We start from the raw sequence: 26,411 nt of genomic DNA, 5'->3' as shown, positions 1-26,411 counted from the left end.
TCCTTTATTCATAGATGTAACTTACTTCTGATCAAATGTTTCTGTATTTTCATAACGGCTGTCTAAATAATCTACTATGTGAATAATATAGCCTTCTAGATTTAGAGGTTTTCGGACAGCACTACCCCATTCTGGTAAGCCGTGATGACACAAAATACAGTGTGACATTAAATGAATTTCTTCCATGCTTATCGATATCTTCTTTTCCTCGATAATTTTTGTTAATAGAAGTACACCATAAGGAATATGTCCAATCAATACACCTAATGGATCCATGGTGATCCCAGCTTGCTTACGCGTATCGTTTTCAGCAAAATGTGCAGTTGGGTATAAATAACGAAAAATATCTAATGATTTTCCGGCATAGTCGTATTCCATTAGTTTACCAATATCATGGAAAAGAATACTTGTTATCAAGGCATCGTAATGCACATCATCAAACTTATGTGCTGTCATTCCTTGTAGCATATGGTATAAATGGTCGATCGTATCCTTCCAGACAAAGGAGGAGACTTGGTCGTCTGATTTTAATGAGTCCCAGATTTCCAATTTATATTGTGTTTCAATTTTGTTAATTAGTTTCATGACTGCTTTAAAAGGATTTTCCTCTTGTAGCACGATATATCGGCAAAATCGCATTAACCCAACCGTATGTTTTAATAGACCACCGAGATAATTATGATGATGCCCTTTAGCAGCTGGGCTCAGTCGAAAGGCATCCCATAATTGTTCCATTGCTTGTATCGAAATTTGCTGAAAAGGTTCTTTTAATTCATATAAATAGGCGAATAATTCCAATCGGAGCTGCGATAAATCCTGCTTCGTGTATGCTAGCAATTGAAATGGATCGATTTGATCCTGACAAGGTGCTAAGCTATTAATGGTGAGACTCTTATAACCATTGAACTCATCTACCTGTGCATGAATATCAAAAATAGCTTCCTTTTCTAGTAAAGGTATTGTATTCAGTACAGCACCATTATTATCCCACATTTTAGCAGGAATATTTCCAGCTTGATTACTGAAGGTGATCTTGAGAAAGGATTTTTTTGTCTTTGTTTGTCTTATTTCAAACTCATTCAGTAATACTCTAGTTGTTATCGTTGTACCCTTTTTTGATTGGTTTAAATCGAAACTAGCCGTTTCTTCAGGGAGTGGTGGTAGTGAGAATGTGGAAGTAATATGTGCTGCTAATTCATCGCTTACCTCATATTGAATGGGAATCATATCATAAAAATAGGTGAGTTGAGTCATGATAACACTCCTTATATAGAAAACTCGAAGATTACCGAGCCGAGTTAAATTTCGATGCTTAGAAAAACCCTATCTCTTCGTGTGGAGAGATAGGGCGAAAAGATAAATTATTCAGCTGAAGATTCATCTCCGTCATTTGCATTAGACTCTTTCTCAGCGTCAGAATTTGATTCTGTTTCTTCCTCTGCAGAATCACTGTTGGATTCTGTTCCTTCCTCTGATTCAGCACCTTCTCCAGATTCTGCATCCGTTCCAGACTCTGTTCCTCCTGATTCAGCAGGTGCTTCTTCTTTCTTGAATAGATCTTTAAACTCATCGAGTTTAACATCCACTTTAGCATTATCAATTAGGCTTTGAAGTTTTTCTTGACCTGCCGTTTGATCTACTTTAGATAGCGCAATTTCTTGGCGAATTTGATCTTTGATATCTTCTAATGGTTCAAGTTCTTCTTCACTTTCTACATGATCAGTTACTTTAATGACATGCCATCCATGAGAAGATTGTACTGGCTCACTAATTTCATCAATTTCTAAATTGTAAGCAGCATCTTCAAATTCTGGTACCATTTCCCCTGGTCCGAACTCTCCAAGTTCACCACCATTAGCGGCACTTGCTGTATCTGTTGAGTATTCCTCTGCTAAGGCAGCGAAATCTTCCCCGGCATCTAATTTCTCAATAACCTCATTCGCTGTTTTCTCATCTGCAACAAGAATATGACTTGCCACTAGCTTTGTACCCATACGATCATAACGTTGTTGAATCTCTTCATCGGTTACTTCCACATCTTCGGTCACAGCTTTTTGTTGAAGTAGGCTAACACGGATATCCTCCCGTAATGCATCTTCATCTGCATAACCACTACCACTTAAAGCTGTTTCCCATTGATCGCCATATTGTTCTTTCATTTGGTCGATTTGTGCATCAATTTCTTCATCAGAAACTTCATATTTATCATTTAAGATCGTTTCAAGCACTAGTTGCTGAAGAACTTGCTCTCCACTGTTTGCCTTTAATTCTTCATAGAATTGCTCTTTTGTCACTTCACCTGAATCTGTTTCTACCACTGTTTCGGGATCTGAGGAACAGGCAGAAAGGGTTAATACACTAGCTGCTAGAGTTGCTGTTATTGCTAACTTTTTCATAATACATACACTCCTACTGTTTTCTAAGACTATTTTTTCGTTCTTGCAATAATATAACATACTTTTTATAAAAATAAATAGAGAAAAAGAAGATTACTCTATTTTTACATATTTTAATATTATTATGTATAGATTACTTCCACATAGGATGAAATAAGCAGGATGGTAATTAGAATATTAATCGTTCGAAATACGTTTGGCTGTTTCTCTTTCGCCATATCGGTTTGTAGACATAACCTATATGTTAAAGAATTAAAAATAAATAATACAAATACAGAAAATACTATAAATACAAAAATCATGCATTTACCTCCTTCTCTCATGTTACTACTTTATCAAAAAATTGTATATTTGAACAGTATGTCCTTTAGGTAAAATAGAAATAATACAAGGATAAAAATCCTTGTATTATTTCTGAATTAGTATATCATAGCCTCGATCATCGTTTGCAATCACACAGTGTCTCGGTGCACGCCATAATCTATTGACGTAAACAAAATCAACATAGGAGAGGCTCAAATTAATGGCACCAAATAAGATAAAATATGGATAATAGCCAGAAGAAAGGTATCCCATGATAACACAAGGAATGGTAATAAAGATTGTCGGTGCTAATAGACCAATTAATAAGACAGGCTTTGATGTCTTAGTATTGCTACAAACCTCAAAATATGGAAGTACCTTCAGCTTTAAAGACCATTTTAATTTCAGATGTTTATTTGCGCATTTTAGAGGTACAATATGCAAGAATTTGTGTAATAATGGTAGTATAGCTAATCCAACAATCAATGGGAATAGTCCATATTCTCGAATCGACGTATTTTCATGTATAAAATTAAAAGGCAAATATAATAATATAAAGGATAAGAAACCGAATAATAACGAAAGGATCATACTACGATAAAACCCTAATTGCTTAGTAACATTTATGGAATCCCAACAATTCAATTGGATCACCTCTTTCTTACATAGGATGATTGGGTTTTTATTTTCATTTTAAAAAAGCACCTCATGAATATAGTATGTTTCATAAGAAAAATCAATAGGTTTTACGAAAAAATTACGAAAGAATTTTTGAGTGAAATTGCCTGCAAAAATTTAGAATAGAACAATGGTTTTTGGAAAGGTGGTAGGAAACGTGTCAAAAATGGAGGCAGAATTGAAAAAACAACAATTTCAACTTTATTTATTGCGCTCTATAAGCAAATTAAATGACCATCCTTTTACCCAAATGTTATTTGAAAATGAAGTAACAGAATATGAATATCAAGAAACCCTAGATCTTTTAAAACGATTAGAGGGTCAATTTGAGGAATGGATAGAGGAAGGCTACCTTCATTTTGAACCATTACTCGTCCAATTCGTTGGAGCACTTTGTGAGAAATTGGAGCCGGAAAAAACGATGATTGCACTCAGAGATGAGGGAATGTATAAAAAAATGATGAACCAGTTTATTAAGCTTCATTTTAAGTATAAGAAGAATGATTATGTCATGTAGAATTACGAAGAAAAGCAATACCCGTTCAAATAAAAAAATGGCTCCTGTCATTATATTGTGATATGCTCCCCCTAAAGTAGACACTTAAAAAAGTAAAACTACTTTAGGGGGATTTTTATGCGTTTAAATAGTAAGCATACAGCTGAAGAGTTGGAATGGTATATTCAAATGTATCTGAAAGATGGAATAAGTATTAAAGAATTACGTGAAACATTTGGTTTATTATTAAGTGAATCGGCCTTTCGTCAAAAGGTGCTGAGATACCAAAATCATGGTCTAAAAGGAATTCAAACGACATCAAAAAATAATCATTACAGTGAAGAGTTTAAACAGTCCGTTATTAACGAGTACCTCGTAGAATGTATACCCTTTAAACAATTAGCTCGGAAATATAATATTCCAAATCCTGATACTGTAAGAAGTTGGATCATCAAGTATACTAGAGGGGAAAAGAATAGGAGTTATTCTCCCAAACCCGAGGTGTATACGATGAAGAGTCGAAAAACGACACAAGAAGAGAGAATTGAAATCGTCAAAGATTGTTTAAATACTGGTTTATTGTATAAGGAAACAGCTAAAAAATATCAAGTTTCTTATAATAATGTTTATTCATGGGTTCAAAAGTACAAAGAGCATGGCCCTGACGGGCTGGTAGATGGACGAGGTCGCGGAAAGCCAGACAAGATCCAAACAGATGAAGAAAAGTTACGAACGGAAATTGAGGCATTAAAAGCACGAAATGAGTACCTTGAAACAGAGAATACTGCGTTAAAAAAGTTAGAAGAAGAGGAAAGAGAGTTGATGTTACGCAAACGCGGCATGAGGCCGAATACCAAACCATTAAAAAACTCGAAAAAAAGGGATTCAAAATAACCATACTTTGTGAAGCATTAGGTGTGAGTCGCTCGGGTTATTATAAGTGGTTCCATCGGAAACCAACAAAAACAGAGAAGCGCTTAAGACACTTGAGCGCTTGCATTCAAAAGATATATGACGAACATAAAGGGGTTTATGGTTATCGTCGAATCACGATCTATCTCAACCACTTCCTTAACGCTCAAGTGAATCATAAATGTGTGTACCGCTTGATGCGCTTAGTAGGCTTAAAAGCCGTTATCCGTCGGAAACGTTACAACTATAGACCACATAAACCGCAACACGTGGCTGAAAATGTCCTAAATAGAGAATTTCAAGCAGAGTATAACGCGATGGAGGTCTTATTAACAGATGTCACTGAATTTAAGTACGGAGTTCATTCGAAAGCTTATTTAAGTGCCGTCTTAGATTATGGTGAAAATAAAATTGTAGCCTATAAATTATCCCGACATAATAACAATGCCTTAGTACGAGATACGATTACTCAGATTAAAGATACCATTATACCAGCGAAAACATTATTTCATAGTGATCGCGGCTTTCAATATACGTCCCATGGATTTAAACGTTTTGTGGAAGAACACCAGATTACCCAAAGCATGTCGCGTGTTGGTAAATGCATTGATAACGGTCCGATGGAAAACTTTTGGGGGATCATCAAGGAAGAGATGTATCGACTAACCACTCATAACACATTTGAGGAATTAGAAAAAGATATTGAGGCTTATATTGAATTTTATAATACAAAGCGCGTGACGTTGAAGATGGGGTTAAGAATTCCAGCATAAAAAAACCATGCATGGAAACCATACATGGCACAAAATATTTTGTTTATTTACCTGTCTACTTGACAGGGGGCAGTTCATTGACAGGAGCCATTTTTGATAATTAGTAGCTTTCCGTACGATTTTTGGTTTTGTCCTCTAGTTCTTTTAAGCTTTTTTCTATTTGATTTAAATACTTCTGGATATTTTTCTGATGGGGCTCGACGGTTTTCTTCCATGATTCAATCGATTCTTTAACATCAAGAGAGAGATCTTTAATTAGTGATACCCCTTCTTTAGAGGTTTTGGTGATTTGTTCTTTAATATCCATCCCATCTTCACGAAAGCGATTGAATGAATCAATGGCTTCATTGCTATAATGCTTCATATTATTACGAAGGTCTTTACCAGACTTCGGAGTGCTTAGTAATGTAGCTGTAGCACTAACTACACCACCTACAACGATTCCAAGCATAAGTGATTTCGTATTAATCATGATCAACCACGTCCTTTCTATTCTTATTATTCTCTATTTATTATCGGATCAAACTATATTTTTCAAATCTTCTAGGATGAAATCTTTTGATTTATCTGTTCGGCAATCGATGAAAGGTCTTCTCGTGTATACCGATCATCATGTGTTACCCATTTCATACCAAATCCGTCTTCTTTATTATAGCGGGGAATTAAGTGGATATGTAAATGAAAAACAGATTGCCCTGCAGGTGCCTCGTTATTATTCAATATGTTTAATCCAATTGGTGAAAACGATTCTTTAATAGCATTAGCGATCTTTGGAACACGGCTAAACACATTTGCTGCGATATCTTCCTCTGTTTCATAAATATCCTTCGCATGTGTTTTCGGTATAACTAATGTATGTCCTTTTGTTACCTGACTGATGTCTAAAAAGGCGTAAACCAATTCATCCTCATAAACCTTAGCAGACGGTATGTCTCCTTTGACAATTTTACAGAAAATGCAATCACTGTGTGTAGCCAACGATATCGCTCCTTTTAATTTTATATTTAGCATATTCATTTAGTATGTAATCATTAATTCTATTGTATAAATAAATATTAGGTTGCGCAACAATGACCATCACATTTCTTTCATCTAGTGAAATTCTTTGGCATAACACCAGTAAAATGATAATATTTTAGCATGTAAGGTAATAGAAAGGATGGTTGGAAATGGAGCCACTATTACATATTGAACAATTAGAAGGTGGATATACTCATCGGAATGTATTGCACGGGATTTCCTTTGATGTATTTCCTAACGAAATCGTCGGTTTGATCGGTTTAAATGGCGCTGGGAAAAGTACAACTATTAAACATGTCATTGGATTAATGCAGGCGAAAAAAGGATCTGTTGCGATCAATGGAAAAACCTTTAATCAGCAAAAAGAAGCCTATCGACAACAGTTTTCATATATACCAGAAATGCCTGTTTTATATGATGAGCTAACATTGGAAGAGCATTTACGCTTAACAGCTATGGCCTATGATATTCCAGAAGAAATCTTCAAGAAACGGGTAGAGCCTTTATTAAAGGAATTTCGACTAGATGGAAAGTTAAAATGGTTTCCAATCCATTTTTCTAAAGGGATGCGTCAAAAGGTGATGATCATGTGTGCTTTTCTTGTGGAGCCCGATTTATACATAGTGGACGAGCCGTTTGTTGGCTTAGACCCACTTGGAATCCAGTCTTATTTGCAATGGATGAATCGAATGAAGGAGCAAGGGGCAGGCGTACTAATGTCAACGCATATTTTAGCAACTGCAGAACGGTATTGTGATCGTTTTGTCATTCTTCATGATGGGAAGATCAGAGCACAGGGAACGTTAGAAGAATTAAGACATGCCTTCGGTCGCCCTAAAGCGACACTTGATGATTTATATATTCAATTAACAAAGGAAGCAGATGCTCATGCTTAACGCGAAGGAGTTTTTTTTCGAACGTCTCAAGGCACATGTAAAAGAATTGAATCGCTATTTGCGTTATATTCTAACAGGTCACCTAGCAATCGCGATGTTTTTTATTTTCTCTGCTATGGCTGTTTATTACCAAAAATGGTTAGAAGAGCTTCCAGAAAACTTTCCAGTAGCCATTGTAATTGCCCTTTTGTTAGGCTTTTTTACTATGTATAGTCCGATTCAAACACTATTAAAAAAGGCAGATATGGTTTTTTTAATACCTGCTGAACAGAAGCTTGCTAGTTATTTTACTCGTACGCTAATCTATAGTTATCTTACTCAAATCTACCTTGTCTTGTTTGTTTATGCTGTAATGGCACCATTGTATTTTGCATCCTTTTCCGATGGATCACTTTATTTCTTTCTACTCTTTTTACTTTTACTTATCAAAGCATGGAGTATACTGGCCAATTGGTGGATGTTAAAGATAAGGGAGCGATCCTCACGAGTTATCGATCAGCTTGTGCGTTTATTACTTATTATTGCTATCGTTTATTTCTTTTTGGAAAGGGAAACGATGTATTTATTTATGGTGACGGCTATACTTGTTGGTTTGTTCCTATACAATTATTTATTAGCAAAAAAGCAGCCTGGTATCCAATGGGATTTGTTAATAGAACGGGATTATTTAAGAATGCGCTCCTTCTATCGTCTGGCTAACATGTTCACAGACGTACCACACTTAGAAACGACAGTGAAGAAGCGACATGGATTGGCGCGCCTACTAACAAGCTCTATTCCTCATAAACAACATAATAGCTATACCTTCTTGTTCCGTTTAACTACGGCAAGAAGTGGAGAATACTTTGGAATATATATCCGGTTACTAGTTATTGGCTGCCTACTCGTTTACTATGTACCAAATCCATGGCTCAAGCTCATCTTTGCGATTCTCTTTGGTTATATGACATTCATACAATTAATGCCATTATGGAAACATCATTCTACATTAGTATGGTTGGATCTATATCCAATTACTGAAAAAGTTAGGGAAGCGTCCTTTATTAAGTGGTTAAAGCAATTAATGATTATCCAGCTCGTTATATTTGCTGTATTTTTATTCTTTGTCGGAAATCTAGAGCTTGGTCTGTTCATGTTTATTTTTAGCATTTTATTTATTCAATTTGTTATCCCTGCTTATGTTCATAAGAAGTTGAAGGGGTAAAAACGAAACAGGTAAACAAATAATAGGAGAGGCTATCCCATTTTTTATTAGGGGATAGCCATTTTTAATGGTGGTTAACTATGTAATAGTTATCTACTGGTTGGCACGATATACTGCTGAAATCAAAGTTTTTGCTGCGATTTTCATTGCTCGTTCATCAAAGTCAAACCTAGGATGGTGATGTGGTATAAATCCATCCTCTATTTGTGCGCCCGTAAAGAAAAATGCCCCAGGTTTACGTTCTAAATAATAAGCAAAATCCTCTCCTGTCATGCTTGGTTCAACCATTTCAGCTTTTTTAACCTCTGAAACCTGTTGGGCAGCTTCAATAATCCATGCTGCCTGTTCCTTATGATTCACGACAGGTGGATATCCTTTTTGGTAATCAAAATGATAGGAAGCATCATAGCTATGACAAGTACCTTTGATGATCCTTTCCATTTCAGAGATGATGAACCGCTGTAGTTTTAAATCAAACGTTCTTACAGTACCTTCAATGATTGCGGAATCTGGTATTACATTATAAGCATTCCCTGCATGAAAGGTACCGATGGATAGAACGGCTGTGGCTAATGGATCAAGCTTTCTACTAATAATTTGCTGAAGATTTGCGATTAATTGGGAACCTATCACGATAGGATCCTTTGTTTGATGTGGAATACCTCCATGACCACCGGTTCCATTAATTTTAATCGTAAACTTATCGGCAGCAGCCATAAAATTTCCAGGTGCTGTCTGCACAACTCCATATGGCGTATTTGTCCATAAGTGTGTTCCAAATACAAGCTCCACCTCATCTAATATTCCTGTATCAATCATTGGTTTTGCGCCCCCAGGTGCGACTTCCTCAGCATGCTGATGGATAAAAACAATTTTGCCAGGAATAACTTCTTTATATTGTTTAAATATTTTCGCAATGGTTAACAGTGTCGTAGTATGACCATCGTGGCCACAGGCGTGCATCACACCTTGACTTTTGGAACGATATTCCACCTTTTTTTCATCTTGGATGGGAAGTCCATCAAAATCTGCTCGCAATGCGATGGTCTTACCAGGTTTGCCTCCAGTTAGTGTAGCGACAACACCGTTTCCACCGACATTTGCTTGGTATGGTATTTCTAGTCTCTGATAGTGCTCTGCAATAAAGGCAGCGGTTTTGTATTCATAAAAGGAAAGCTCAGGGTATTGATGCAAATATCTTCGCATATTTACCATCTCATCATAATGTTGGTCTATTTCTATAAAAAGATTGTTTAGCATATATGCATCATCCTCTTACATTTTTTCTCATTATATCACAGTATTCTAGATGTGCATGGTGACTCAAGCTAAAAAAAATAACCCGAGCTTGTGAGCCCGGGCTAACATTAATCTATATAAAAAGGGGGGTATTTACATTTTAGAAAAGCATAAAGGCATCGCAAGAAGTCAGGTTTTTCCTAAAAGAAGCTTTTATCAGCTAGAAGTCTTTGCGTTTCTTCTTTATGTCCTGTTTCATCTGCGATCATATCGTCTAATTTAACGACAAGCTCTGTAAAACCTAATTCTTCTGCTTGTTGTTTCCTTTTTTCATAGCGTTCAATTGTCTCGGTTTCTGCTTTTAATGTTGCTTCAAGCATTGCTCTTACATCTGTTAATTGTTCTACTTTAGCTGGTGTCGTAGTTGGAGTCCCGCCTAATGTTTTGATCTTGTCTGACAAATATAGGGCATGTCCAATCTCATCATCAATCTCATCTTCAAAGAAAGGCTTTAATAAGGAGCGATACAACCCAGATACTACAGATGCATGATAGGTATACATAATAGTAGAAGCATATTCATTCGCTAAGTCTACATTTAATCCATCAATTAATTCTTGTAATTTTTTTTCATCTTGTGCCATGTTAGCTAACATCCTTTCACGTTTTAATCTTCCATTATATGTCTACCCTTAAATTTTAAAATTAAACATATAAAAACTACCTTATTGGCAAATCCGTGAATCTATGCTATTCTTTTCCTGTAAGCAACTAACTTCATAACGAACACTAGGGGAGCCTTTAAGGCTGAGACGGATTATTTCGGACCCTTTGAACCTGATCTGGTTAACACTAGCGTAGGGAAGTGGTAGAAAAGCTTTGCATGATTTTTAGCATAATCAAGCCACTTGTCTTTATTAGATAAGTGGCTATTTACGTTTCAATTTAAGTTTTTCTTCCATTTCCCATTGCGTGTGACAAAGGAGTGAAAGATTTTGATCGAGAAACATCTGCACTTAATATCTAATGGGAATTTTTCTAACCAACATCTCCCTATCCTTAAAGAAATCCAACATGATATTGACTTTCTCCATATTAGAGAAAAAGAAAAAACTGCAAAACAATTAATGGATTCTATTAATTCATTAATAGGGATTGGGTTCCCTCTATCCAAAATCATCATAAATGATCGGATCGATGTAGCATACATGATGAGGTGCGCTGGGGTGCAGCTTGCTTACCATAGTGCTTGTGTATCTGCAGTAAAAAAACATTTTCCATCCATGTTATGTGGGAAATCTGTTCATTCCGTAAAAGAGGCAAAGCGAGCAGAAGAAGAAGGTGCAGATTTTTTGTTGTATGGACATATTTTTGCTAGTAATTCTAAACCTAACCAGGTTCCAAAAGGATTAATTGCACTTAATAGGTTAATAGACAGTGTTGCAATTCCAGTTTATGCAATCGGCGGAATAACTCCAGCTCTAGCACGGGATATACTGAAATGTAATGCGAGTGGCATTGCGATTATGTCTGGAATATGGGAGGCAGCTCAACCTCTTCAAGCTGTAAAGGCATACCGGAAAGTGTTGAAGGAAGCAAGGAGGGATAGGTATGAATAATTATGATCAAATCATTGTCGGTGCTGGTGTCATAGGTTGCTCAATTGCGTATCAATTAACGAAAAGGGGGTATAACGTTTTAGTATTGGAACAAAACAAAATAGGATGTGAGGCATCAAGTGCTGCTGCTGGAATGCTCGGAGCACAAGCGGAATTTTCAGAGGATTCTCCTTTGTTTCGATTTGCAAGAGATAGTCGCTCCCTTTTTCCAGGGTTAGCAACAGAGCTAAAGGATCAAAGTGACGTGGATATCCATTATATGAACAATGGGATGTATAAGCTTGCCTTCCATGAAAAGGAATGGCAGCAATTAGAGGAAATCGCTCGTTTCCAAGTTGATGCAGGCGAAGAGGCATATATTTTAGGGCGTGATGAGGTAGTTAAGGAACTAAAAAATATTACCTCTCATTTTCTAACAGCATTATACTTACCGAATGACGGTCAGGTGTCAGCACCAGATCTAACAAAAGCATTTGCTCTTGCTGCAAGAAACAATGGAGCAACAATAAAGGAATATACGGCTGTAACTAAACTTCTGATCAAAGATGGGCAAGTTCAAGGAGTAAGAGCAAATCAATGTTGTTATTATGCAGATCAAATAATATTGGCAACAGGAGTAGGTGGAAATCATTTGCTTCCTTTTTTAACAGATCCGTATATTATTTCACCTGTAAAAGGGGAGTGCTTATCGATAATCACAGAAGAGCTGAAGGTAGAATCAACAATAGTTACCAATGGCTGTTATCTCGTTCCTAAGAGTAAGCAAAGAATCATCATTGGTGCGACTTCTATGCCTAACGATTGGGATAAAGAAGTGCGTGTTGAAGGGATTTATCAATTATTAACTCGTGCTCAAAAGATTTTGCCATGTTTGAAGAAGGCAAAAATGGAAGGCTTTTGGTCGGGATTACGACCACAATCAGCAGATGGCTTCCCTTTTCTAGGAGAAGTACCCGATATAGCAGGTTTATATATGGCAAATGCTCACTTTAGAAATGGTATTTTGCTTTCACCTATTACGGGTGAGTTTATGGCCGATTTAATAGAAGGAAAAGAAGTAAAGGCAGCATATAAGGAGAATTTTTCTCTTCATCGATTTCAAAAAGCATTTACATGAAGGTAGGTGAAATGATTGAAGCTTTTGGTCAATGGAAATGATTTAACAGTTAATAGCAGTGTGAATAGCATACAGCAATTGATCGAACATTTAGAGCTAAGGAACAAATCTTTGATTGTAGAACATAACCAGCAAATATTGAAAAAAGAGGACCATGAGAAGACTATCATAAACGATGGTGACAGAATCGAAATCGTTCATTTTGTAGGAGGAGGATGAGCAATGCTTACAATAGGAAAGTATCAATTTAACTCACGATTATTTTTAGGAACAGGTAAATTCTCGGATTTTGATGTGCAGAAAAAAGCGGTGGAGGTGTCCCAAACAGAAGTATTAACCTTCTCTGTTCGGAGAATGAATATTTTTGATCCAAACCAACCCAATTTTCTTGAAAAAATCGACCTTGAAAAATTTACTTTCTTGCCAAATACAGCAGGAGCAAGTAATGCAGAAGAGGCAGTTCGAATCGCTAAATTAGCTGATGCTTCAGGGTTATGTGATATGGTGAAAGTAGAGGTTATTGGATGCTCCAAAACATTGCTCCCAGATCCAGTAGAAACATTAAAAGCAACAGAAGCTCTATTGACAGAAGGCTTCACTGTATTGCCATATACCTCGGATGATGTTGTACTAGCACGTAAATTAGAGGAATTAGGTGCTCACGCTATTATGCCAGGAGCTTCTCCAATTGGAAGTGGCCAAGGCATTGTAAATCCATTAAACTTGCAATTTATAATCGAACAAGCAAAGGTCCCAGTTATCGTGGACGCAGGTATTGGCTCACCTAGTGATGCAGCGTTAGCAATGGAATTAGGAGCAGATGGTGTTTTGTTAAATACGGCAGTTTCTGGGGCGGATAATCCAGTACAAATGGCAGAGGCTATGCGGCTAGCGATTGACGCAGGAAGACTCGGCTATACAGCAGGTAGGATAGAAAAGAAGAATTATGCTGTAGCCAGTAGTCCTAAGGATGGGATAAGTGTTGGAAGCTAGTCGTTATAGTAGACAAATATTGTTTGAGCCAATCGGGGAAGAGGGGCAATTGCGACTTTCTAAAAGCCATGTACTTATCATTGGGGTAGGTGCCTTAGGATCTATTAGTGCAGAGACATTGACACGTGCTGGAGTTGGAAAATTAACCTTGGTAGATCGTGACTATGTGGAAGAGAGTAATTTGCAGAGACAGCAGCTGTTCACTGAAAAGGATGTAATCAATCAAACTCCAAAGGCAATTGCTGCTAAGGAACGCTTAGAGTCGATTAATCATTTGGTCAAAATTGACGCAATGGTGATGGATGCAGATGTCAGTAAGCTGGAACAAATCATACCAAAGGTTCACTTAGTCATTGATGCGACCGATAATTTTGAAACCCGTTTGCTTATAAATGACCTTTGTCAAAAATATCGAAAGCCATGGATTTATGGTGGCTGTGTTGCTAGCTATGGCATCACATTTACCGTTTTACCTAATGAAACCCCATGCTTACAATGCCTAATGAAACATATTCCACAGGATGGCGCAACCTGCGATACTGTTGGTATTGTTAGCCCTGTAGTACAAATGGTCGTATCTCATCAAATGATCGAGGCATTCAAGATTTTAACTGGTAACAAGCAACAATTATCAGGAAAACTAATAGCGTTTGATCTATGGCAAAATCAGCGAATGGAGTTAGCAGTCGAATCTTTAAGAAAGAAAGATTGCCCATCGTGCTCCGAAAATAAACAGTTTCCAAATCTTTCTTATGAGCAACAATTAAAAACCGCCGTTTTATGTGGAAGAAATACGGTTCAAATTCGTTCCCCACATAAACAAGTACATTTAGAAGAAATCGCTAGACATTTACAAAAAAAACAATCATTAAAGGTTTTTCAGAATCCATACCTTCTTTCATTTGAAATAGAGAACCATCGTATGGTCGTTTTTCAAGATGGTAGAACATTGATTCATGGCACAAAAGATTTGACAGAAGCTAAAAAATTATATTATCAATTTATCGGTTAAAAATTACAGGGGCTACCTTCACGGCTAGCCTCTGTTTAAATTTTTTGTAAAATCGCTCAATCTATTTTGTAAATAGAATGGTTATCTGTATAATAAGATGGGAGAGGAGAGAGGTGGATAATGGATAGTAAGAAAGATACGCTATTGTTTATCATTTGGGCGCAAAGTTTAGTTGCTATGCTAGGCAGCCTATTTTACTCAGAAGTTATGGATTATATACCCTGTGAACTATGCTGGTATCAACGAATTTTAATGTATCCACTAGTTCTTATTTATGGGTATGCTCTTTATAAAAAAGATATCAGATATGCATTTCCTGGAATCATAATGAGTGGAATCGGTATTCTCGTTTCTGGCTATCATTATTTAATTCAAAATGTACCAAGCTTACAATCTGCTGGGGATGCATGTGGAGTGGTTCCTTGTAATGCTATCTATGTAGATTTTCTAGGGTTTATCACCATTCCTTTTCAAGCATTTGTAGCTTTTTTAGTCATTTTTAGCCTACACCTTGCATTAATTGTTCAACAAAGGAGAGCTTAATTTTGAAAAAGATGATTATATTTATCATAGTGCTAGTAGTAATTTTTTTAGCCTTATTCTTCGTCGTGAAATATCAAAAGGACAAGGCGTCAGAAGGAAATCCGTACGATAAATCAGACCTTCATTCTGCAACCATCGAACAATTAGATGATGAAAACTATCAAAATCAAATTCTACCAGATGAGCTAGCAGACAAGCTTGAAAATGGTGAAGATGTAACGGTTTATTTCTATAGTCCTACATGTGTACACTGCCAACGTACTACCCCAGTTGTCGTTCCAATGGCAGAAGGCTATGGGATTGATCTAGTTAAATTAAATTTATTAGAGTTTGAATCACAATGGGATGCATATGGAATTGAGGCAACACCAACCATTGTCCATTTTGAAGATGGAGAAGAATCTGCCCGTATTGTTGGGGAACAAGAAAATGAAAGATTCGAATCATTTTTTGAAACAGAAGTATTAGAATAATGGAATAAAAAAGGTATAAATCCAGACTTTTATCTAGTTAGAAAAGTCTGGATTGTTTTTTAGTGAAGTAACATTTCGGGCGATTCCACATTTTAAAAACTCTGTTATCAAAGCGATGATACACGTCCCAACACCCATGCAATCCTTCAGTCCCTATTTCTCCAAGTACTTACGCTTCCTCTTCTCCTACTTGATATACATTAGTATAGGCAGGGCCTGCACTATATGGCTTTTGTTCTATTGCCATTCCTTTGTCATTTTTCCATCTTTGATAAGCATATTTATTTCGCCACTCTGTTAGTAAGATATACGTTTTCCCCTTGGAAGGACGTAGGAGTCTAAGTGCGATAAATCCTGGGTGATCTGTTATGTTCTTAGCTGTTTCCTTTAATTCCAATTCAAAAATAGGAGCACCTTCGTCTGTAATGGGAAGATGTGTAAGAGCGATAAAACCAGTTTCTTGCAAATCATTTTGTGATAGGACTACTTCATAATTTCGGCTTGTTTTGAAAATAGAAGAATTTTTATCATCTTCATAATATGCAATGGCTGTATCCGCATTATGCATTAGAATAAAGGGGTGTTGTTCTTCTAACTTCGATAAGTATTCAAAAGTACCATTTGTCATAAATGCCTTCATTTTCTTTCCTCCTCGATTATCAATTCTTTAAAATCGTTTTTCCCGTATGTTGTGTGATAAAATAAAAATATTGTGTGTTAAAATGTGACAAAAGATGCAAGTGTAGATGCCAAAATTTGATGAAAGGTGGTGCAAACTGTTGGGATTTCTCCATAAATGGATGCAGAACAGCTGGGTAATGATAAAACGCTTTAAAGTGTTGGTTATTATCTTTACTGCAATGATTTTCTTCGCTTTCTGTGGTTATTTATTCTTATTATTTGGTGGAAGTTTAGTTTTTAATGAAGCTGCTACATATTTACCCCAAACCTCTAAGGTTGTAACTGAGGATGGGACAATTCTAGGAAAACTTTATAGCGAAAATCGTGAGTATGTCTCCATAGATGAAATACCTGAACATGTGGAAGCTGCCTTTTTATCATTAGAGGACAAGGATTTTTATGAACATTCCGGAATATCCTTTCCAGCAGTTGCACGGGCATTATATCGTGACATTCTCGCCATGAGCAAAGTCGAAGGCGGAAGTACGATTACACAACAGCTAGCGAAAAACTTATTCTTAGTTAATGATAAAACATGGATGCGAAAAACGAAAGAGGTTATGGCTTCCATCTATTTGGAACGTAATTATAGTAAGGAAAAAATTCTTGAGCTTTATTTAAATGAAGTGTATTTTGCGCATGGAATTTATGGTGTCGGAACAGCAGCGGATTACTTTTTTGGAAAAGATATTTCAGAGCTTACGATCGATGAAGGGGCACTCCTTGCTGCAATGGTAAAAGCCCCTAACACTTATTCTCCTTATATTGATAAGGAAAAGGCAAAAGAAAGAAGAGACCTTGCCCTTTCTCAAATGGAGAAGTATGGAGAAATTTCAACAGAAGAGATGCTCTCCTTCCAAGCAAAAACGATAAACGTTCAAACACATGAGCAGGAGGAGGAACCATGGTTAGATGACTATTTTGACCATGTATTGAAGGAAGTAGAGTATGTATATGGGCTCAGTAGGGAGGCGTTGAAGCGTGGTGGCTATACGATAGAGGTATATATGGATCCACTAATGCAAAAAATTGCCTATCAAAAAATGCAGGACGATAGCTTTTTTCAAGCTTCTAATCAAAAGGTGGATGGGACCTTCGTATTAATGGAACAAGAATCAGGACATTTAAAGGCATTAATTGCTGGTCGTGATTTTTCCTTCTCGGAAATTAATCAGCTTCATGTTGCTAAACAGCCTGGGTCTATTATGAAGCCTTTAGCAGTCTATGGTCCAGCTATGCAATTAGGGGAATATAAACCATACGATTTACTCCTTGACAAAGATATCGATTATGATGGCTATCACGTTAAAAATGCAGACGGTCAATATGATGGGCAAGTCACGATGTATGAGGCGATCAACCAATCGAAAAATGCTCCAGCAGTCTGGTTATTAGATCAAATCGGAATTGATTATAGTAAAGCTGTTTTAGAAAAAATGAATCTTACTATAAAAGATAAAGGACTTGCTATCGCATTAGGTGGGCTAGAAAAAGGATTAACACCTATAGAAATAACAGAAGCATATCGTACCTTTATTCATCGAGGACAATGGACGGAATCGAGAAGTATCCAATCCATAACCGATTCCTCAGGAGAGATTATCACTCCACAAGAACAAAAAACAACGGAGATTTTTAACCAACAGGTCGCATGGAATATGGTACGGATGTTAGAGGGGGTTGTCCAAACGGGTACAGCACAAAATGGAGATTTTTCCAAAGCATTAGCAGGAAAAACAGGATCGACAGAGCATCCACACTCACCGGGGAATATAAAAGATGCCTGGTTTGCGGGATTCACTCCTGACTATGTGATGTCAGCATGGATAGGGTTTTCCGAAGCTCCAGCAGAAAATTATCTCACCACTGGTAGTGAAGCACCGACTCGATTGACAAAATCGATTTTACAAGAGATAGATAAACATTATTCGTTAAAGCAAAACTTTGAAAAACCTAATCAAGTGAAGGAGTTGCCTAAGCCAATCGGAGAATTACCTGTCATTACGGATTTATCGACATCGATAGAATTTGGCGGTTTCACCGTAATTCAAGGAGAATTAAACTGGACAGTAGCTGATGATGAACGAATTGTTTATCAAATTTATGAACAGAGGGAAGAAAAGGATAAATTAGTTGGAGAAGTGAAAGGGAAAGGGAATTATACTGTTGGATTAGGTGATGTTTTTCAATCAAAGCAGTATTATGTAGTTCCATATAATCCGTTAACAGAGCAATCGGGACAACCATCGAATATCACAACCTTTAGAGAATAAGAATTAATTTTAGCTTTATAATTGTTTTTTAGTTATAATAATTACAATTTAGTGAACAATTGTGAAAAATGCTATACATGTACGATTAAACATTTTATAGTTAAATAGAATGAGGAAAAAGGATGGAATAGATATGACAGCATTTAATGATACGATTTTAAAAGCGTTTCGTGGTGAGGAAACAGACTATACGCCTGTCTGGTATATGCGTCAGGCTGGAAGGTCCCAAAAAGAATATAGAGAATTAAAAAAGAAATATTCTTTATTTGAAATTACTCACCAGCCGGAACTATGTGCCTATGTTACGAAGCTTCCTGTAGACATGTATAATGTCGATGCAGCTGTTTTGTACAAGGATATCATGTCACCATTACCGGCAATTGGTGTAGATGTAGAGATCCAATCTGGCATTGGTCCAGTAATTGAGAATCCTATAAAGTCATTAAAAGATGTGGAGAAATTAGGAACAATCGATCCCGAAAGTGACGTTCCATATGTATTAGAAACGATTCGAATATTAACAAAGGAACAGCTTCAAGTACCTTTGATCGGTTTTAGTGGTGCTCCTTTTACCATAGCAAGCTATATGATTGAAGGAGGTCCATCGAAAAATTATCATCGAACAAAAGCATTGATGTATAGTGACCCGAAGGCATGGTTTGCTCTGATGGACAAATTAGCTGATATGACAATAACGTATGTCAACGCCCAGATACAAGCTGGTGCCCAAGCTATTCAAATTTTTGATTCATGGGTTGGTGCGTTAAATGTTGCTGATTATCGTACCTACATCAAACCAATTATGCAGCATATTTTTACAGAATTGAGCAAAAATAATGTACCTCTTATTTTATTTGGAGTAGGTGCAAGTCATTTAGTGAAGGAATGGAATGATCTCCCTGTTGATGTGCTTGGATTAGACTGGCGCTTATCTATTCGTGAGGCGAGAAGCTTAGATGTAACAAAGGCATTACAAGGGAACTTAGACCCAGCCTTCCTGCTCTCAGATTGGGCAACGGTTGAAAAGAAAGTGAAAGAAATCATTGATGAAGGAAAACAATATCCGAGTCATATATTTAACCTTGGACATGGAGTGACACCAGAAATAAATCCAGATCGTTTAAAAAAATTAACTGAATTTATTCATACTTATTCCAAGCAAGCATAGAAAGGATGTTTCATGATGACAAAGAAAAAAATCGGACTACTCGTAATGGCATATGGTACTCCTTATGAGGAAGCAGACATTGAACGCTATTACACAGATATTCGCCATGGACGTAAACCATCCCCAGAGATGTTAGAAGACTTAAAAGAGAGATACAAAGCAATCGGTGGTATTTCTCCACTTGCTAAAATCACGAAAGATCAGGCAAAGGCATTAGAAGACCATTTAAATGAAGTACAGGATGATGTGGAATTCGTTCACTACTTAGGCTTAAAGCATATTGAGCCATTTGTAGAAGACGCAGTGAAAAAAATGGCTGATGATGGGATAACAGAAGCTATTTCTATAGTACTTGCCCCACATTATTCTACTTTTAGTGTGAAGTCTTACAATGGTCGTGCTCAAGACGAGGCAGCTAAATTTGGTATCACGATAAACTCTGTGGAAAGCTGGTATGATGCAGAAGGATTTATCGATTATTGGAAGGAAGCCATCTTAGCAGAATATGAAAAAATGGAAGAAACAGAAAAAGAGAACGCGGTGCTTATTGTCTCTGCCCATAGCCTTCCTGAGAAAATTTTGCAATATGGTGACCCATATCCAGAGCAATTACAAAAAACGGCAGACCTTATTAAAGCAAAAACAGGAATCAAAAATTTGGAAATTGGCTGGCAAAGTGAAGGAAATACGCCTGATCCTTGGTTAGGTCCAGATGTACAGGATTTAACCCGTGAGTTATATAATGAAAAAGGATACCGCAGCTTTATTTATGCCCCGGTTGGGTTTGTTGCAGACCACTTAGAAGTTCTCTATGACAATGATTATGAATGTAAGGTTGTATGTGAGGAGCTTGGTGCGAACTACTATCGTCCATCCATGCCGAACGCTCATCCTAAATTTATCGATACTTTAGCAACCGTTGTGTTAAATAAATATAAAAGTAATGATCGATCATGAAAAAGATTGTAATCATTGGCGGTGGTATTGCGGGACTTACCGCCGCTTTTTACTTAAAAAAGCAGATAAAAGAAGAAAATCTACCATATGAAGTGAATGTAATAGAAGCGAGCAATCGTCTTGGTGGAAAAATTAAAACAGAGCGTCGGGATGGCTTTACAATGGAACGTGGGCCTGATTCCTTTCTCATTCGAAAGCAGTCTGCTGAGCGTCTTGTCCGTGAGGTTGGCTTAGGGGATAAGCTAGTAACAAATGGGACAGGGAAATCTTATATACTAATTGGAAATGAACTCCATAGTATGCCTCAAGGATCATTTATGGGTATTCCTACTCAAGTCAAACCATTTTTATTATCCGATTTATTTAGTATAGCGGGCAAGCTTCGAGCAGGGATGGATTTTATTAGACCTAAAGGAATGCCTCAAGACGATCAATCACTAGGAAAATTCTTTCGCAAGCGATTTGGTGATGAATTGGTTGAAAATTTAATAGAACCATTACTATCTGGTATTTATGCCGGAGATATCGATGATTTAAGCTTAATGGCTACTTTCCCAAATTTTTACGAACTGGAGCAAAAGTATGGCAGTATTGTAAGGGGCTTGCAAAAGTCGATGCCAAAGACGAAGAATACGGGCAAAAAGAGAAGCATGTTCTACAGTCTTGAAGGTGGTTTACAAACACTCGTGGAAGCATTAGAGCAAGCTCTTGGGGATGAAATGATCTATAAAAATACAAAGGTTAAATCATTGGAAAAAATAAATAGTAACTACCAACTTTCCTTATCAGATGGCTCAATAGTGAATGCTGATGCGGTGATGGTGGCAACACCTTTTGCATCCATGAAACAAATGTTAGGTTCTTATGATTTTATCCAAAAGCTAGGGGAAATGAAGGCAACATCTGTAGCAAATGTTGTGTTAGCCTTTGATCAGTCTGCTATTAAAGAAGATATTGATGGTACTGGTTTCGTCGTATCACGCAATAGTAGTAATCGTATAACAGCTTGTACATGGACACATAAAAAATGGCCGGAAACCACTGTACCAGAAGGAAAAGCATTGCTTCGTTGTTATGTAGGAAGACCTGGTGATGAAGAAGTGATTCATCTATCAGATGATGGATTAGAGGAGCTAGTTCTTGCCGATTTGAATAAGATTATGAGGATTGATGGTAAACCTCTTTTTTCTGTTGTGACACGTTGGGAAAATGCAATGCCCCAATACCGTGTTGGGCATAAGCAGATGGTAGAAAAATTAGAAGGAGATTTGATGGAACACCTCCCTGGCGTATATGTAGCTGGTAGTCCCTATAAAGGGATTGGGATTCCGGACTGTATTGATCAAGGGGAAGAGACCGTCAAGAAAATGTTAGAGTTTTTAGCCGAGTAGAGTTGCTTAGAAAAGCACTCTACTTTTTTTTTGTGTTTATACCATATATAAAAAAAGAGCAGCTTTAGAAGCTGCAGGTGTCTGTCTTTCACATATATCTTGATTAATTGGATGGGAATGTTCGTCATCCTTATTCAGCAGGATAAGAAGGATGAAAGGAACGAAAGATATAGGGTAAAAGACGTATAGGTTAAATGGCGGGATGATTGCAGCTGTCACAAATGTTATGATAACAATCTGCTTGTTCTACAATATCATTTCCGCACTTTACACACTTTTTTCTAGGGATATTACGAAAGAATTCTAAGATGTTTATCATAGACAAATCCCTCCAAAAATCGTGTCGTACATTTATTGTATTATAACAAAATCAAAAAATCAATACTTTGTATTAGTACAATTTCAAAAAATTGTTTTATCCTCTTTCTTCTTTTATACTTAGGTAGAAAAGCTTAGATAAAAAGGGGTGTCACTATCAAATGAAATTTATTGATAATAAAGGAATTACAGATCCACACATTAATTTAGCTATTGAAGAATATATATTAAAACAGTTCGGAGAGAAGGATACCTATTTGCTGTTCTACATAAATGAACCTTCGATCATTATTGGTAAAAATCAGAATACAATTGAAGAGATCAATACAGACTATGTAGAGGAAAAAGGTATTCACGTTGTCCGTCGTCTTTCTGGTGGCGGTGCAGTCTACCATGATCAAGGAAATCTGAATTTTAGCTTTATTACAAAAGATGATGGTAACAGTTTTCATAACTTTGCAAAATTCACAGAACCCGTTGTGGATGCATTGAAGGCACTGGGGGTTCCTGCCGAATTAAGTGGACGTAATGACTTAGTTGCAGAGGGGCGCAAGATCTCAGGAAATGCTCAATTTACAACACGTGGTCGAATGTTTAGTCATGGAACATTAATGTATGATTCTGAAATTGAACATGTGGTAAGATCACTCAATGTAAAAACAGAGAAGATAATCTCTAAAGGAATAAAATCCATCAGAAGTCGTGTAGCAAATATTTCAGAATTTATGGAAAATAAGCTATCAATGGATGCATTAAAGGAGCATATACTTTGTCATGTCTTTCATGTTGGTAAGCTAGAAGAGGTACCACGTTATGAATTAACAGAAGAAGACTGGGAAAATATTCATCAATTATCGAAAGAACGCTATCAGCAATGGGAATGGAATTATGGAAAATCACCGAAATTTAACATCCAGCATTCACACAAATTCCCAGCTGGTTTAGTTGACGTACGCTTGGATGTGCATAAAGGAATGATTGAGGATTGCAAAATTTATGGTGACTTTTTCGGTGTTGGAGATGTTAGTGAATTAGAGGACAAGTTAAAAGGGGTACGATATGATCGTCAAGCAATGGATGATGCACTAGAAGATATCGAAGTATCTCATTACTTAGGTAAAATTTCGAAAGAAGAGCTTTTAGGATTAATTTATTAATGGCATCTAGTTAGCGATTGATGGAAGCATACAAGAGGCTGTGCCATTCTTGGCTACAGCCTTTTTGCGTAAGAGGATAGGAAAGGAGGAAGTAGATGAAGAAGCTAATCATTACTTATGGCTTGTATGTATCCGTACTGTTTGTTTATTTCTTTTTTTATTATCCACTAGAGTCCTTCGGTAATTCTCGCTATGGTGCTCTCTCACATGCCTTTTACTTTTCCATGCTACCATTACAGCTTCTTGTACCTGTTTTACTTTTGAAAAGAAAAGCTTCCTACCAATGGATGGAGCGTTATTCATTGCTTCTCCGAACATTTTTCCTTGCTGCAGTGATTATGCTCATCGATTTTCTCATTCATCTCCCTTTTCGTGTGCTCTGGTATATGATTTCTAGAAATGAGGGCACACGAACACAGTTGTTCTGGCCATGGCTCTTAGAACGTCTCATTAGCTCATTCATCACTTTACTTGTGCTTGTTATTATTTTTTATATCGCTTCAATAATCATGAAGCAATGGCCAAAAATATGGGGGTTTATGCTTTGGTTATGGTTGATTCCAGCGGTTATTTTCATGGTGTTTATTCAACCAGTGTTGATTGATCCATTATTTGATGATTTTTCTCCTTTAGAACAAGGTAATTTACGCAATGAAATAGTAGAGCTAACGGGAAATGCGGGATTAAATGATGTCGACTTATTAGTTGTTCATAAAAGTGAGAAGGTATCCACCTACAATGCTTATGTTACGGGTATTTTTGATAATGCTAGAATTGTGATCTGGGATACGATGCTCAAAGGAATGGAAAGTGCTGAAATATTATTTATTATGGCACATGAAATTGCCCACTACTTGTATAACCATGTTTACATTGGTACGGGCTTGTACTTATTACTCGGATTAGTTTTATTATTGTTCCTGCAAAAATTTAGCACTCGTTGGACTAAACAACAACAAACACCGAGCTTAACAGTGCTGTTGAAATTATTTTTGACTGTCAATATAGTACTTATTATTACAGAGCCGTTATCCCTGTTTATTTCACGTCATATGGAGCAAGCAGCAGACCAATATGCAATAGAACATACAGAAGATTTAAATCCAGCCTTAGCAAGCTATTATCAATTAGCAGAGCAATCAAAGACAGATATATCTCCTGCTACTTGGATAAAATTACTTCGCTCGTCCCATCCATCAATAGCAGACCGAATCGTTCGAATAGAGCAAGAAATGATTAAACGTGAAACCAATCCATGATTTCATTCGTATAATGAATAGAGGTGATGAAAGATGGACGTATATGATCAAAAACTAGTAGAAGAACAAGAAAAGAAACGGAAGGTAATGCGCCTTCAAAGGGAAAAGAAGAAATTGACAGAAGAATTAAATCAATTAACCAATCGACAAGAGGATCTCTATCACAAGCTACAAGAGGAAAAAGTAGATGTTGAGAAGCTAGAAGGATTTAGTGTAGCGAATTTATTTTATACATTATCAGGTAAAAAACTTGAAAAATTAGATAAAGAAAAACAGGAGCTAGCAATCGCCCAGCTTCAATATGAAGAGGCCAAGGAAGCGGTTAATGACTTGAAAGAGGATTTGGAGGTCATTAATCAACAAATTCGTGAATTAGGTGATCCTGACACTCGATTTCATCAACTGTTAAAGGAAAAATACGAACAATTATTAAATACAAATGATCCAAAGGGAAAAGAAGCCCTTCAATTATTAGAACATCTAGGTACATTAAAAGACGAGAAAAAAGAAATAGCGGAAGCGATTCAAGCTGGTGACCAAGTGAAGTCCGCACTAAATAATGCTAGCATATCCTTAGATAAAGCCAAAAATTGGGGAACTGCGGATATGTTTGGTGGCGGTTTTATCTCCACTTCTCTAAAGCATAGCCACATAGATGATGCTAGACGTTCTAGTCACAATGCCCAGCGTTTATTAAGGAAATTTTCTCACGAATTAGCAGATATCGGTGAATCTTTTCAAGCAGATATAAATATCTCAGGTGGACTCACCTTTGCTGATTATTTCTTAGATGGTTTAGTAATGGATTGGTTCGTACAGGATAAAATTAATCAATCTGCTAATGAAGTAAATAGTATGCGGGAAAAGGTATCACAAACAGTGACACAGTTAAAGAAACTTGAAAAAGATATTGTACATACTATTACACATGCAGAGAGCGAGTGGGAGAATTTAATCTTTCAGGCATAAGCATTCGTTCCATATAGTTCAAAAGCCCAGTACAAATTACTGAGGCTTTTTTGTAGTGACTAAATATTCTTGGTCTGTTATGAAAAAATCAATTTCTGGTCGTTCCTGTATGAGATTCAATTGCTCAAGCTTGAAGAAGCTAACCTTTCGATACGGATCATGATCAATAATTGGTAACGATTTCTTTTGTGCAATATATTGATCTACTGCTCGTTGGACTTGATCCAATGCAACGGCAATATGTCGTTCTTCTTCTTCAAATAAATCATATGTTTCCTTCGACATGTAAAATGTTTTTTTCGGTATCGCCTTAAGGTATGGAAGAAGAAGCGTGTGATCAACCGACAAGTCATCTTTAATCAGAACTTGTAAAGGGATGTTTTTCGGTAGCTCTAGACTATATTCTTGGATGGCTTTTTTCATTTGAGCATAAGATATTTCTTTTACAGGGTGCTTATCTTCTGGCTTCTTTTTAAGTAGTATCTTTCTCCACATATTTCTCACCACACTTGATTCAAATTTTTGAAAACATCCTTAATGAGTGAATAATTGCTACATAGATTT

29 protein-coding genes, 1 pseudogene and 1 riboswitch are annotated in these 26,411 nt (G+C 36.7%); of the genes and pseudogenes, 19 read left to right on the top strand and 11 right to left on the bottom strand.

The window, feature by feature from the left end; genetic code table 11:
• Window positions 1-21: 21 nt before the first annotated feature.
• From ACZ5R4_RS07275 to ACZ5R4_RS07260, 4 genes are all read right to left on the bottom strand, one after another.
• Window positions 22-1,254 carry a hypothetical protein gene (locus tag ACZ5R4_RS07275; protein WP_054861339.1) on the bottom strand — a complete coding sequence of 411 codons (1,233 nt, stop codon included), beginning with the start codon at window positions 1,252-1,254 and terminating at the stop codon, window positions 22-24.
• Between the two features lie 107 nt (window positions 1,255-1,361).
• On the bottom strand, window positions 1,362-2,396 hold the full coding sequence (locus ACZ5R4_RS07270; protein ID WP_109985514.1) for a peptidylprolyl isomerase: 1,035 nt from the start codon (window positions 2,394-2,396) through the stop codon (window positions 1,362-1,364).
• A gap of 122 nt (window positions 2,397-2,518) precedes the next feature.
• Window positions 2,519-2,698: a hypothetical protein gene (locus ACZ5R4_RS07265; protein WP_054788841.1), complete on the bottom strand. Its 180-nt coding sequence runs from the start codon at window positions 2,696-2,698 to the stop codon at window positions 2,519-2,521.
• 106 nt (window positions 2,699-2,804) lie between these two features.
• Entirely contained in the window at window positions 2,805-3,353 is a 549-nt protein-coding gene (locus ACZ5R4_RS07260; RefSeq protein WP_245902386.1) for a DUF3267 domain-containing protein, read from the bottom strand.
• A gap of 190 nt (window positions 3,354-3,543) precedes the next feature.
• Between ACZ5R4_RS07260 and ACZ5R4_RS07255 the strand changes: the two genes are divergently transcribed.
• The 3 genes and pseudogenes from ACZ5R4_RS07255 to ACZ5R4_RS07245 form a co-directional block, all read left to right on the top strand.
• Entirely contained in the window at window positions 3,544-3,894 is a 351-nt protein-coding gene (locus ACZ5R4_RS07255) for a DUF1878 family protein (RefSeq protein ID WP_245902390.1), read from the top strand.
• Between the two features lie 117 nt (window positions 3,895-4,011).
• Window positions 4,012-4,767 carry a transposase gene (locus tag ACZ5R4_RS07250; RefSeq protein WP_277679356.1) on the top strand — a complete coding sequence of 252 codons (756 nt, stop codon included), beginning with the start codon at window positions 4,012-4,014 and terminating at the stop codon, window positions 4,765-4,767.
• Window positions 4,725-5,558: pseudogene (locus ACZ5R4_RS07245) on the top strand (IS3 family transposase); the annotation flags it as partial. The gene ACZ5R4_RS07250 and the pseudogene ACZ5R4_RS07245, both read left to right, overlap by 43 nt.
• Window positions 5,559-5,658: 100 nt before the next feature.
• Here ACZ5R4_RS07245 and ACZ5R4_RS07240 read toward each other — a convergent pair.
• Together ACZ5R4_RS07240 and ACZ5R4_RS07235 are read right to left on the bottom strand one after the other, a co-directional pair.
• Window positions 5,659-6,030 (bottom strand): YtxH domain-containing protein, encoded by a 372-nt coding sequence (locus ACZ5R4_RS07240; RefSeq protein WP_109985096.1) that lies wholly within the window; start codon window positions 6,028-6,030, stop codon window positions 5,659-5,661.
• Window positions 6,031-6,101: 71 nt separating this feature from the next.
• Window positions 6,102-6,536, bottom strand: coding sequence for an HIT family protein (locus ACZ5R4_RS07235; protein WP_245902352.1), 435 nt, complete (start codon window positions 6,534-6,536; stop codon window positions 6,102-6,104).
• A gap of 191 nt (window positions 6,537-6,727) precedes the next feature.
• Here ACZ5R4_RS07235 and ACZ5R4_RS07230 point away from each other — a divergent pair, with 191 nt between their 5' ends.
• Together ACZ5R4_RS07230 and ACZ5R4_RS07225 are read left to right on the top strand one after the other, a co-directional pair.
• Window positions 6,728-7,474: an ABC transporter ATP-binding protein gene (locus ACZ5R4_RS07230; RefSeq protein WP_464368270.1), complete on the top strand. Its 747-nt coding sequence runs from the start codon at window positions 6,728-6,730 to the stop codon at window positions 7,472-7,474.
• Window positions 7,467-8,678 (top strand): ABC transporter permease, encoded by a 1,212-nt coding sequence (locus tag ACZ5R4_RS07225; RefSeq protein WP_464368269.1) that lies wholly within the window; start codon window positions 7,467-7,469, stop codon window positions 8,676-8,678. The genes ACZ5R4_RS07230 and ACZ5R4_RS07225 overlap by 8 nt, the downstream gene beginning before the upstream one ends.
• Before the next feature lie 93 nt (window positions 8,679-8,771).
• Here ACZ5R4_RS07225 and ACZ5R4_RS07220 read toward each other — a convergent pair whose 3' ends face one another.
• Together ACZ5R4_RS07220 and ACZ5R4_RS07215 are read right to left on the bottom strand one after the other, a co-directional pair.
• Window positions 8,772-9,938, bottom strand: a complete 1,167-nt coding sequence (locus ACZ5R4_RS07220; RefSeq protein WP_464368268.1) for an amidohydrolase — start codon at window positions 9,936-9,938, stop codon at window positions 8,772-8,774.
• A gap of 179 nt (window positions 9,939-10,117) precedes the next feature.
• Window positions 10,118-10,561 (bottom strand): ferritin-like domain-containing protein, encoded by a 444-nt coding sequence (locus ACZ5R4_RS07215; protein WP_054788842.1) that lies wholly within the window; start codon window positions 10,559-10,561, stop codon window positions 10,118-10,120.
• Between the two features lie 137 nt (window positions 10,562-10,698).
• Window positions 10,699-10,798: riboswitch (TPP riboswitch) on the top strand.
• Between the two features lie 114 nt (window positions 10,799-10,912).
• On the opposite strand from ACZ5R4_RS07215, the gene ACZ5R4_RS07210 reads away from it, so the two are divergent.
• The 7 genes from ACZ5R4_RS07210 (at window position 10,913) to ACZ5R4_RS07180 (ending at window position 15,674) form a co-directional block, all read left to right on the top strand.
• Window positions 10,913-11,536 (top strand): thiamine phosphate synthase, encoded by a 624-nt coding sequence (locus tag ACZ5R4_RS07210; RefSeq protein WP_464368267.1) that lies wholly within the window; start codon window positions 10,913-10,915, stop codon window positions 11,534-11,536.
• Window positions 11,529-12,653 carry a glycine oxidase ThiO gene (thiO, locus tag ACZ5R4_RS07205; RefSeq protein ID WP_109985092.1) on the top strand — a complete coding sequence of 375 codons (1,125 nt, stop codon included), beginning with the start codon at window positions 11,529-11,531 and terminating at the stop codon, window positions 12,651-12,653. The genes ACZ5R4_RS07210 and thiO overlap by 8 nt, the downstream gene beginning before the upstream one ends.
• A 15-nt stretch (window positions 12,654-12,668) precedes the next feature.
• Entirely contained in the window at window positions 12,669-12,872 is a 204-nt protein-coding gene (thiS, locus tag ACZ5R4_RS07200) for a sulfur carrier protein ThiS (protein ID WP_054860523.1), read from the top strand.
• A gap of 3 nt (window positions 12,873-12,875) precedes the next feature.
• Window positions 12,876-13,646: a thiazole synthase gene (locus tag ACZ5R4_RS07195; RefSeq protein WP_109985091.1), complete on the top strand. Its 771-nt coding sequence runs from the start codon at window positions 12,876-12,878 to the stop codon at window positions 13,644-13,646.
• Window positions 13,636-14,658: a ThiF family adenylyltransferase gene (locus ACZ5R4_RS07190; RefSeq protein ID WP_054788834.1), complete on the top strand. Its 1,023-nt coding sequence runs from the start codon at window positions 13,636-13,638 to the stop codon at window positions 14,656-14,658. Before ACZ5R4_RS07195 ends, ACZ5R4_RS07190 begins: the two co-directional genes overlap by 11 nt.
• Before the next feature lie 120 nt (window positions 14,659-14,778).
• On the top strand, window positions 14,779-15,201 hold the full coding sequence (locus ACZ5R4_RS07185) for a disulfide oxidoreductase (RefSeq protein ID WP_109985089.1): 423 nt from the start codon (window positions 14,779-14,781) through the stop codon (window positions 15,199-15,201).
• Window positions 15,202-15,203: 2 nt separating this feature from the next.
• Window positions 15,204-15,674 carry a thioredoxin family protein gene (locus tag ACZ5R4_RS07180; protein ID WP_464368266.1) on the top strand — a complete coding sequence of 157 codons (471 nt, stop codon included), beginning with the start codon at window positions 15,204-15,206 and terminating at the stop codon, window positions 15,672-15,674.
• A gap of 169 nt (window positions 15,675-15,843) precedes the next feature.
• Here the strand turns inward: ACZ5R4_RS07180 and ACZ5R4_RS07175 are convergent, their stop codons facing one another.
• The gene (locus ACZ5R4_RS07175; protein WP_464368265.1) at window positions 15,844-16,314 is read right to left on the bottom strand and encodes an antibiotic biosynthesis monooxygenase family protein; all 471 of its coding nucleotides are present in this window, start codon (window positions 16,312-16,314) and stop codon (window positions 15,844-15,846) included.
• A 106-nt stretch (window positions 16,315-16,420) separates the two neighbouring features.
• On the opposite strand from ACZ5R4_RS07175, the gene ACZ5R4_RS07170 reads away from it, so the two are divergent.
• The 4 genes from ACZ5R4_RS07170 (at window position 16,421) to hemY (ending at window position 22,144) form a co-directional block, all read left to right on the top strand.
• Window positions 16,421-18,628 carry a transglycosylase domain-containing protein gene (locus ACZ5R4_RS07170; protein WP_464368264.1) on the top strand — a complete coding sequence of 736 codons (2,208 nt, stop codon included), beginning with the start codon at window positions 16,421-16,423 and terminating at the stop codon, window positions 18,626-18,628.
• Window positions 18,629-18,761: 133 nt separating this feature from the next.
• The gene (hemE, locus tag ACZ5R4_RS07165; RefSeq protein ID WP_464368263.1) at window positions 18,762-19,796 is read left to right on the top strand and encodes a uroporphyrinogen decarboxylase; all 1,035 of its coding nucleotides are present in this window, start codon (window positions 18,762-18,764) and stop codon (window positions 19,794-19,796) included.
• A 15-nt stretch (window positions 19,797-19,811) separates the two neighbouring features.
• A complete protein-coding gene (hemH, locus tag ACZ5R4_RS07160; RefSeq protein WP_277678513.1) occupies window positions 19,812-20,753 on the top strand; it encodes a ferrochelatase in 942 nt (313 codons plus the stop codon).
• Complete coding sequence (gene hemY / locus ACZ5R4_RS07155) at window positions 20,750-22,144, top strand: protoporphyrinogen oxidase (protein WP_109985084.1); 1,395 nt, start codon at window positions 20,750-20,752, stop codon at window positions 22,142-22,144. Before hemH ends, hemY begins: the two co-directional genes overlap by 4 nt.
• 190 nt (window positions 22,145-22,334) lie before the next feature.
• Here hemY and yhfH read toward each other — a convergent pair whose 3' ends face one another.
• The gene (yhfH, locus tag ACZ5R4_RS07150) at window positions 22,335-22,463 is read right to left on the bottom strand and encodes a protein YhfH (protein ID WP_109985083.1); all 129 of its coding nucleotides are present in this window, start codon (window positions 22,461-22,463) and stop codon (window positions 22,335-22,337) included.
• Between the two features lie 160 nt (window positions 22,464-22,623).
• Between yhfH and ACZ5R4_RS07145 the strand changes: the two genes are divergently transcribed.
• The 3 genes from ACZ5R4_RS07145 to ACZ5R4_RS07135 all read left to right on the top strand — a co-directional run bounded on the left by ACZ5R4_RS07145 (window position 22,624) and on the right by ACZ5R4_RS07135 (window position 25,847).
• The gene (locus tag ACZ5R4_RS07145; RefSeq protein WP_277678515.1) at window positions 22,624-23,619 is read left to right on the top strand and encodes a lipoate--protein ligase; all 996 of its coding nucleotides are present in this window, start codon (window positions 22,624-22,626) and stop codon (window positions 23,617-23,619) included.
• 95 nt (window positions 23,620-23,714) lie between these two features.
• On the top strand, window positions 23,715-24,878 hold the full coding sequence (locus ACZ5R4_RS07140) for a M48 family metalloprotease (protein ID WP_054860530.1): 1,164 nt from the start codon (window positions 23,715-23,717) through the stop codon (window positions 24,876-24,878).
• Window positions 24,879-24,911: 33 nt separating this feature from the next.
• Window positions 24,912-25,847 carry a hypothetical protein gene (locus tag ACZ5R4_RS07135; RefSeq protein WP_054860531.1) on the top strand — a complete coding sequence of 312 codons (936 nt, stop codon included), beginning with the start codon at window positions 24,912-24,914 and terminating at the stop codon, window positions 25,845-25,847.
• 36 nt (window positions 25,848-25,883) lie between these two features.
• On the opposite strand, the gene ACZ5R4_RS07130 is transcribed toward ACZ5R4_RS07135, so the two are convergent.
• Window positions 25,884-26,342: a DUF3939 domain-containing protein gene (locus ACZ5R4_RS07130; RefSeq protein ID WP_054860532.1), complete on the bottom strand. Its 459-nt coding sequence runs from the start codon at window positions 26,340-26,342 to the stop codon at window positions 25,884-25,886.
• Window positions 26,343-26,411 lie beyond the last annotated feature (69 nt).

It is taken from the genome of Gracilibacillus sp. JCM 18860 (assembly GCF_055395245.1).
This window is presented reverse-complemented; position numbering and strand designations above follow the sequence as displayed.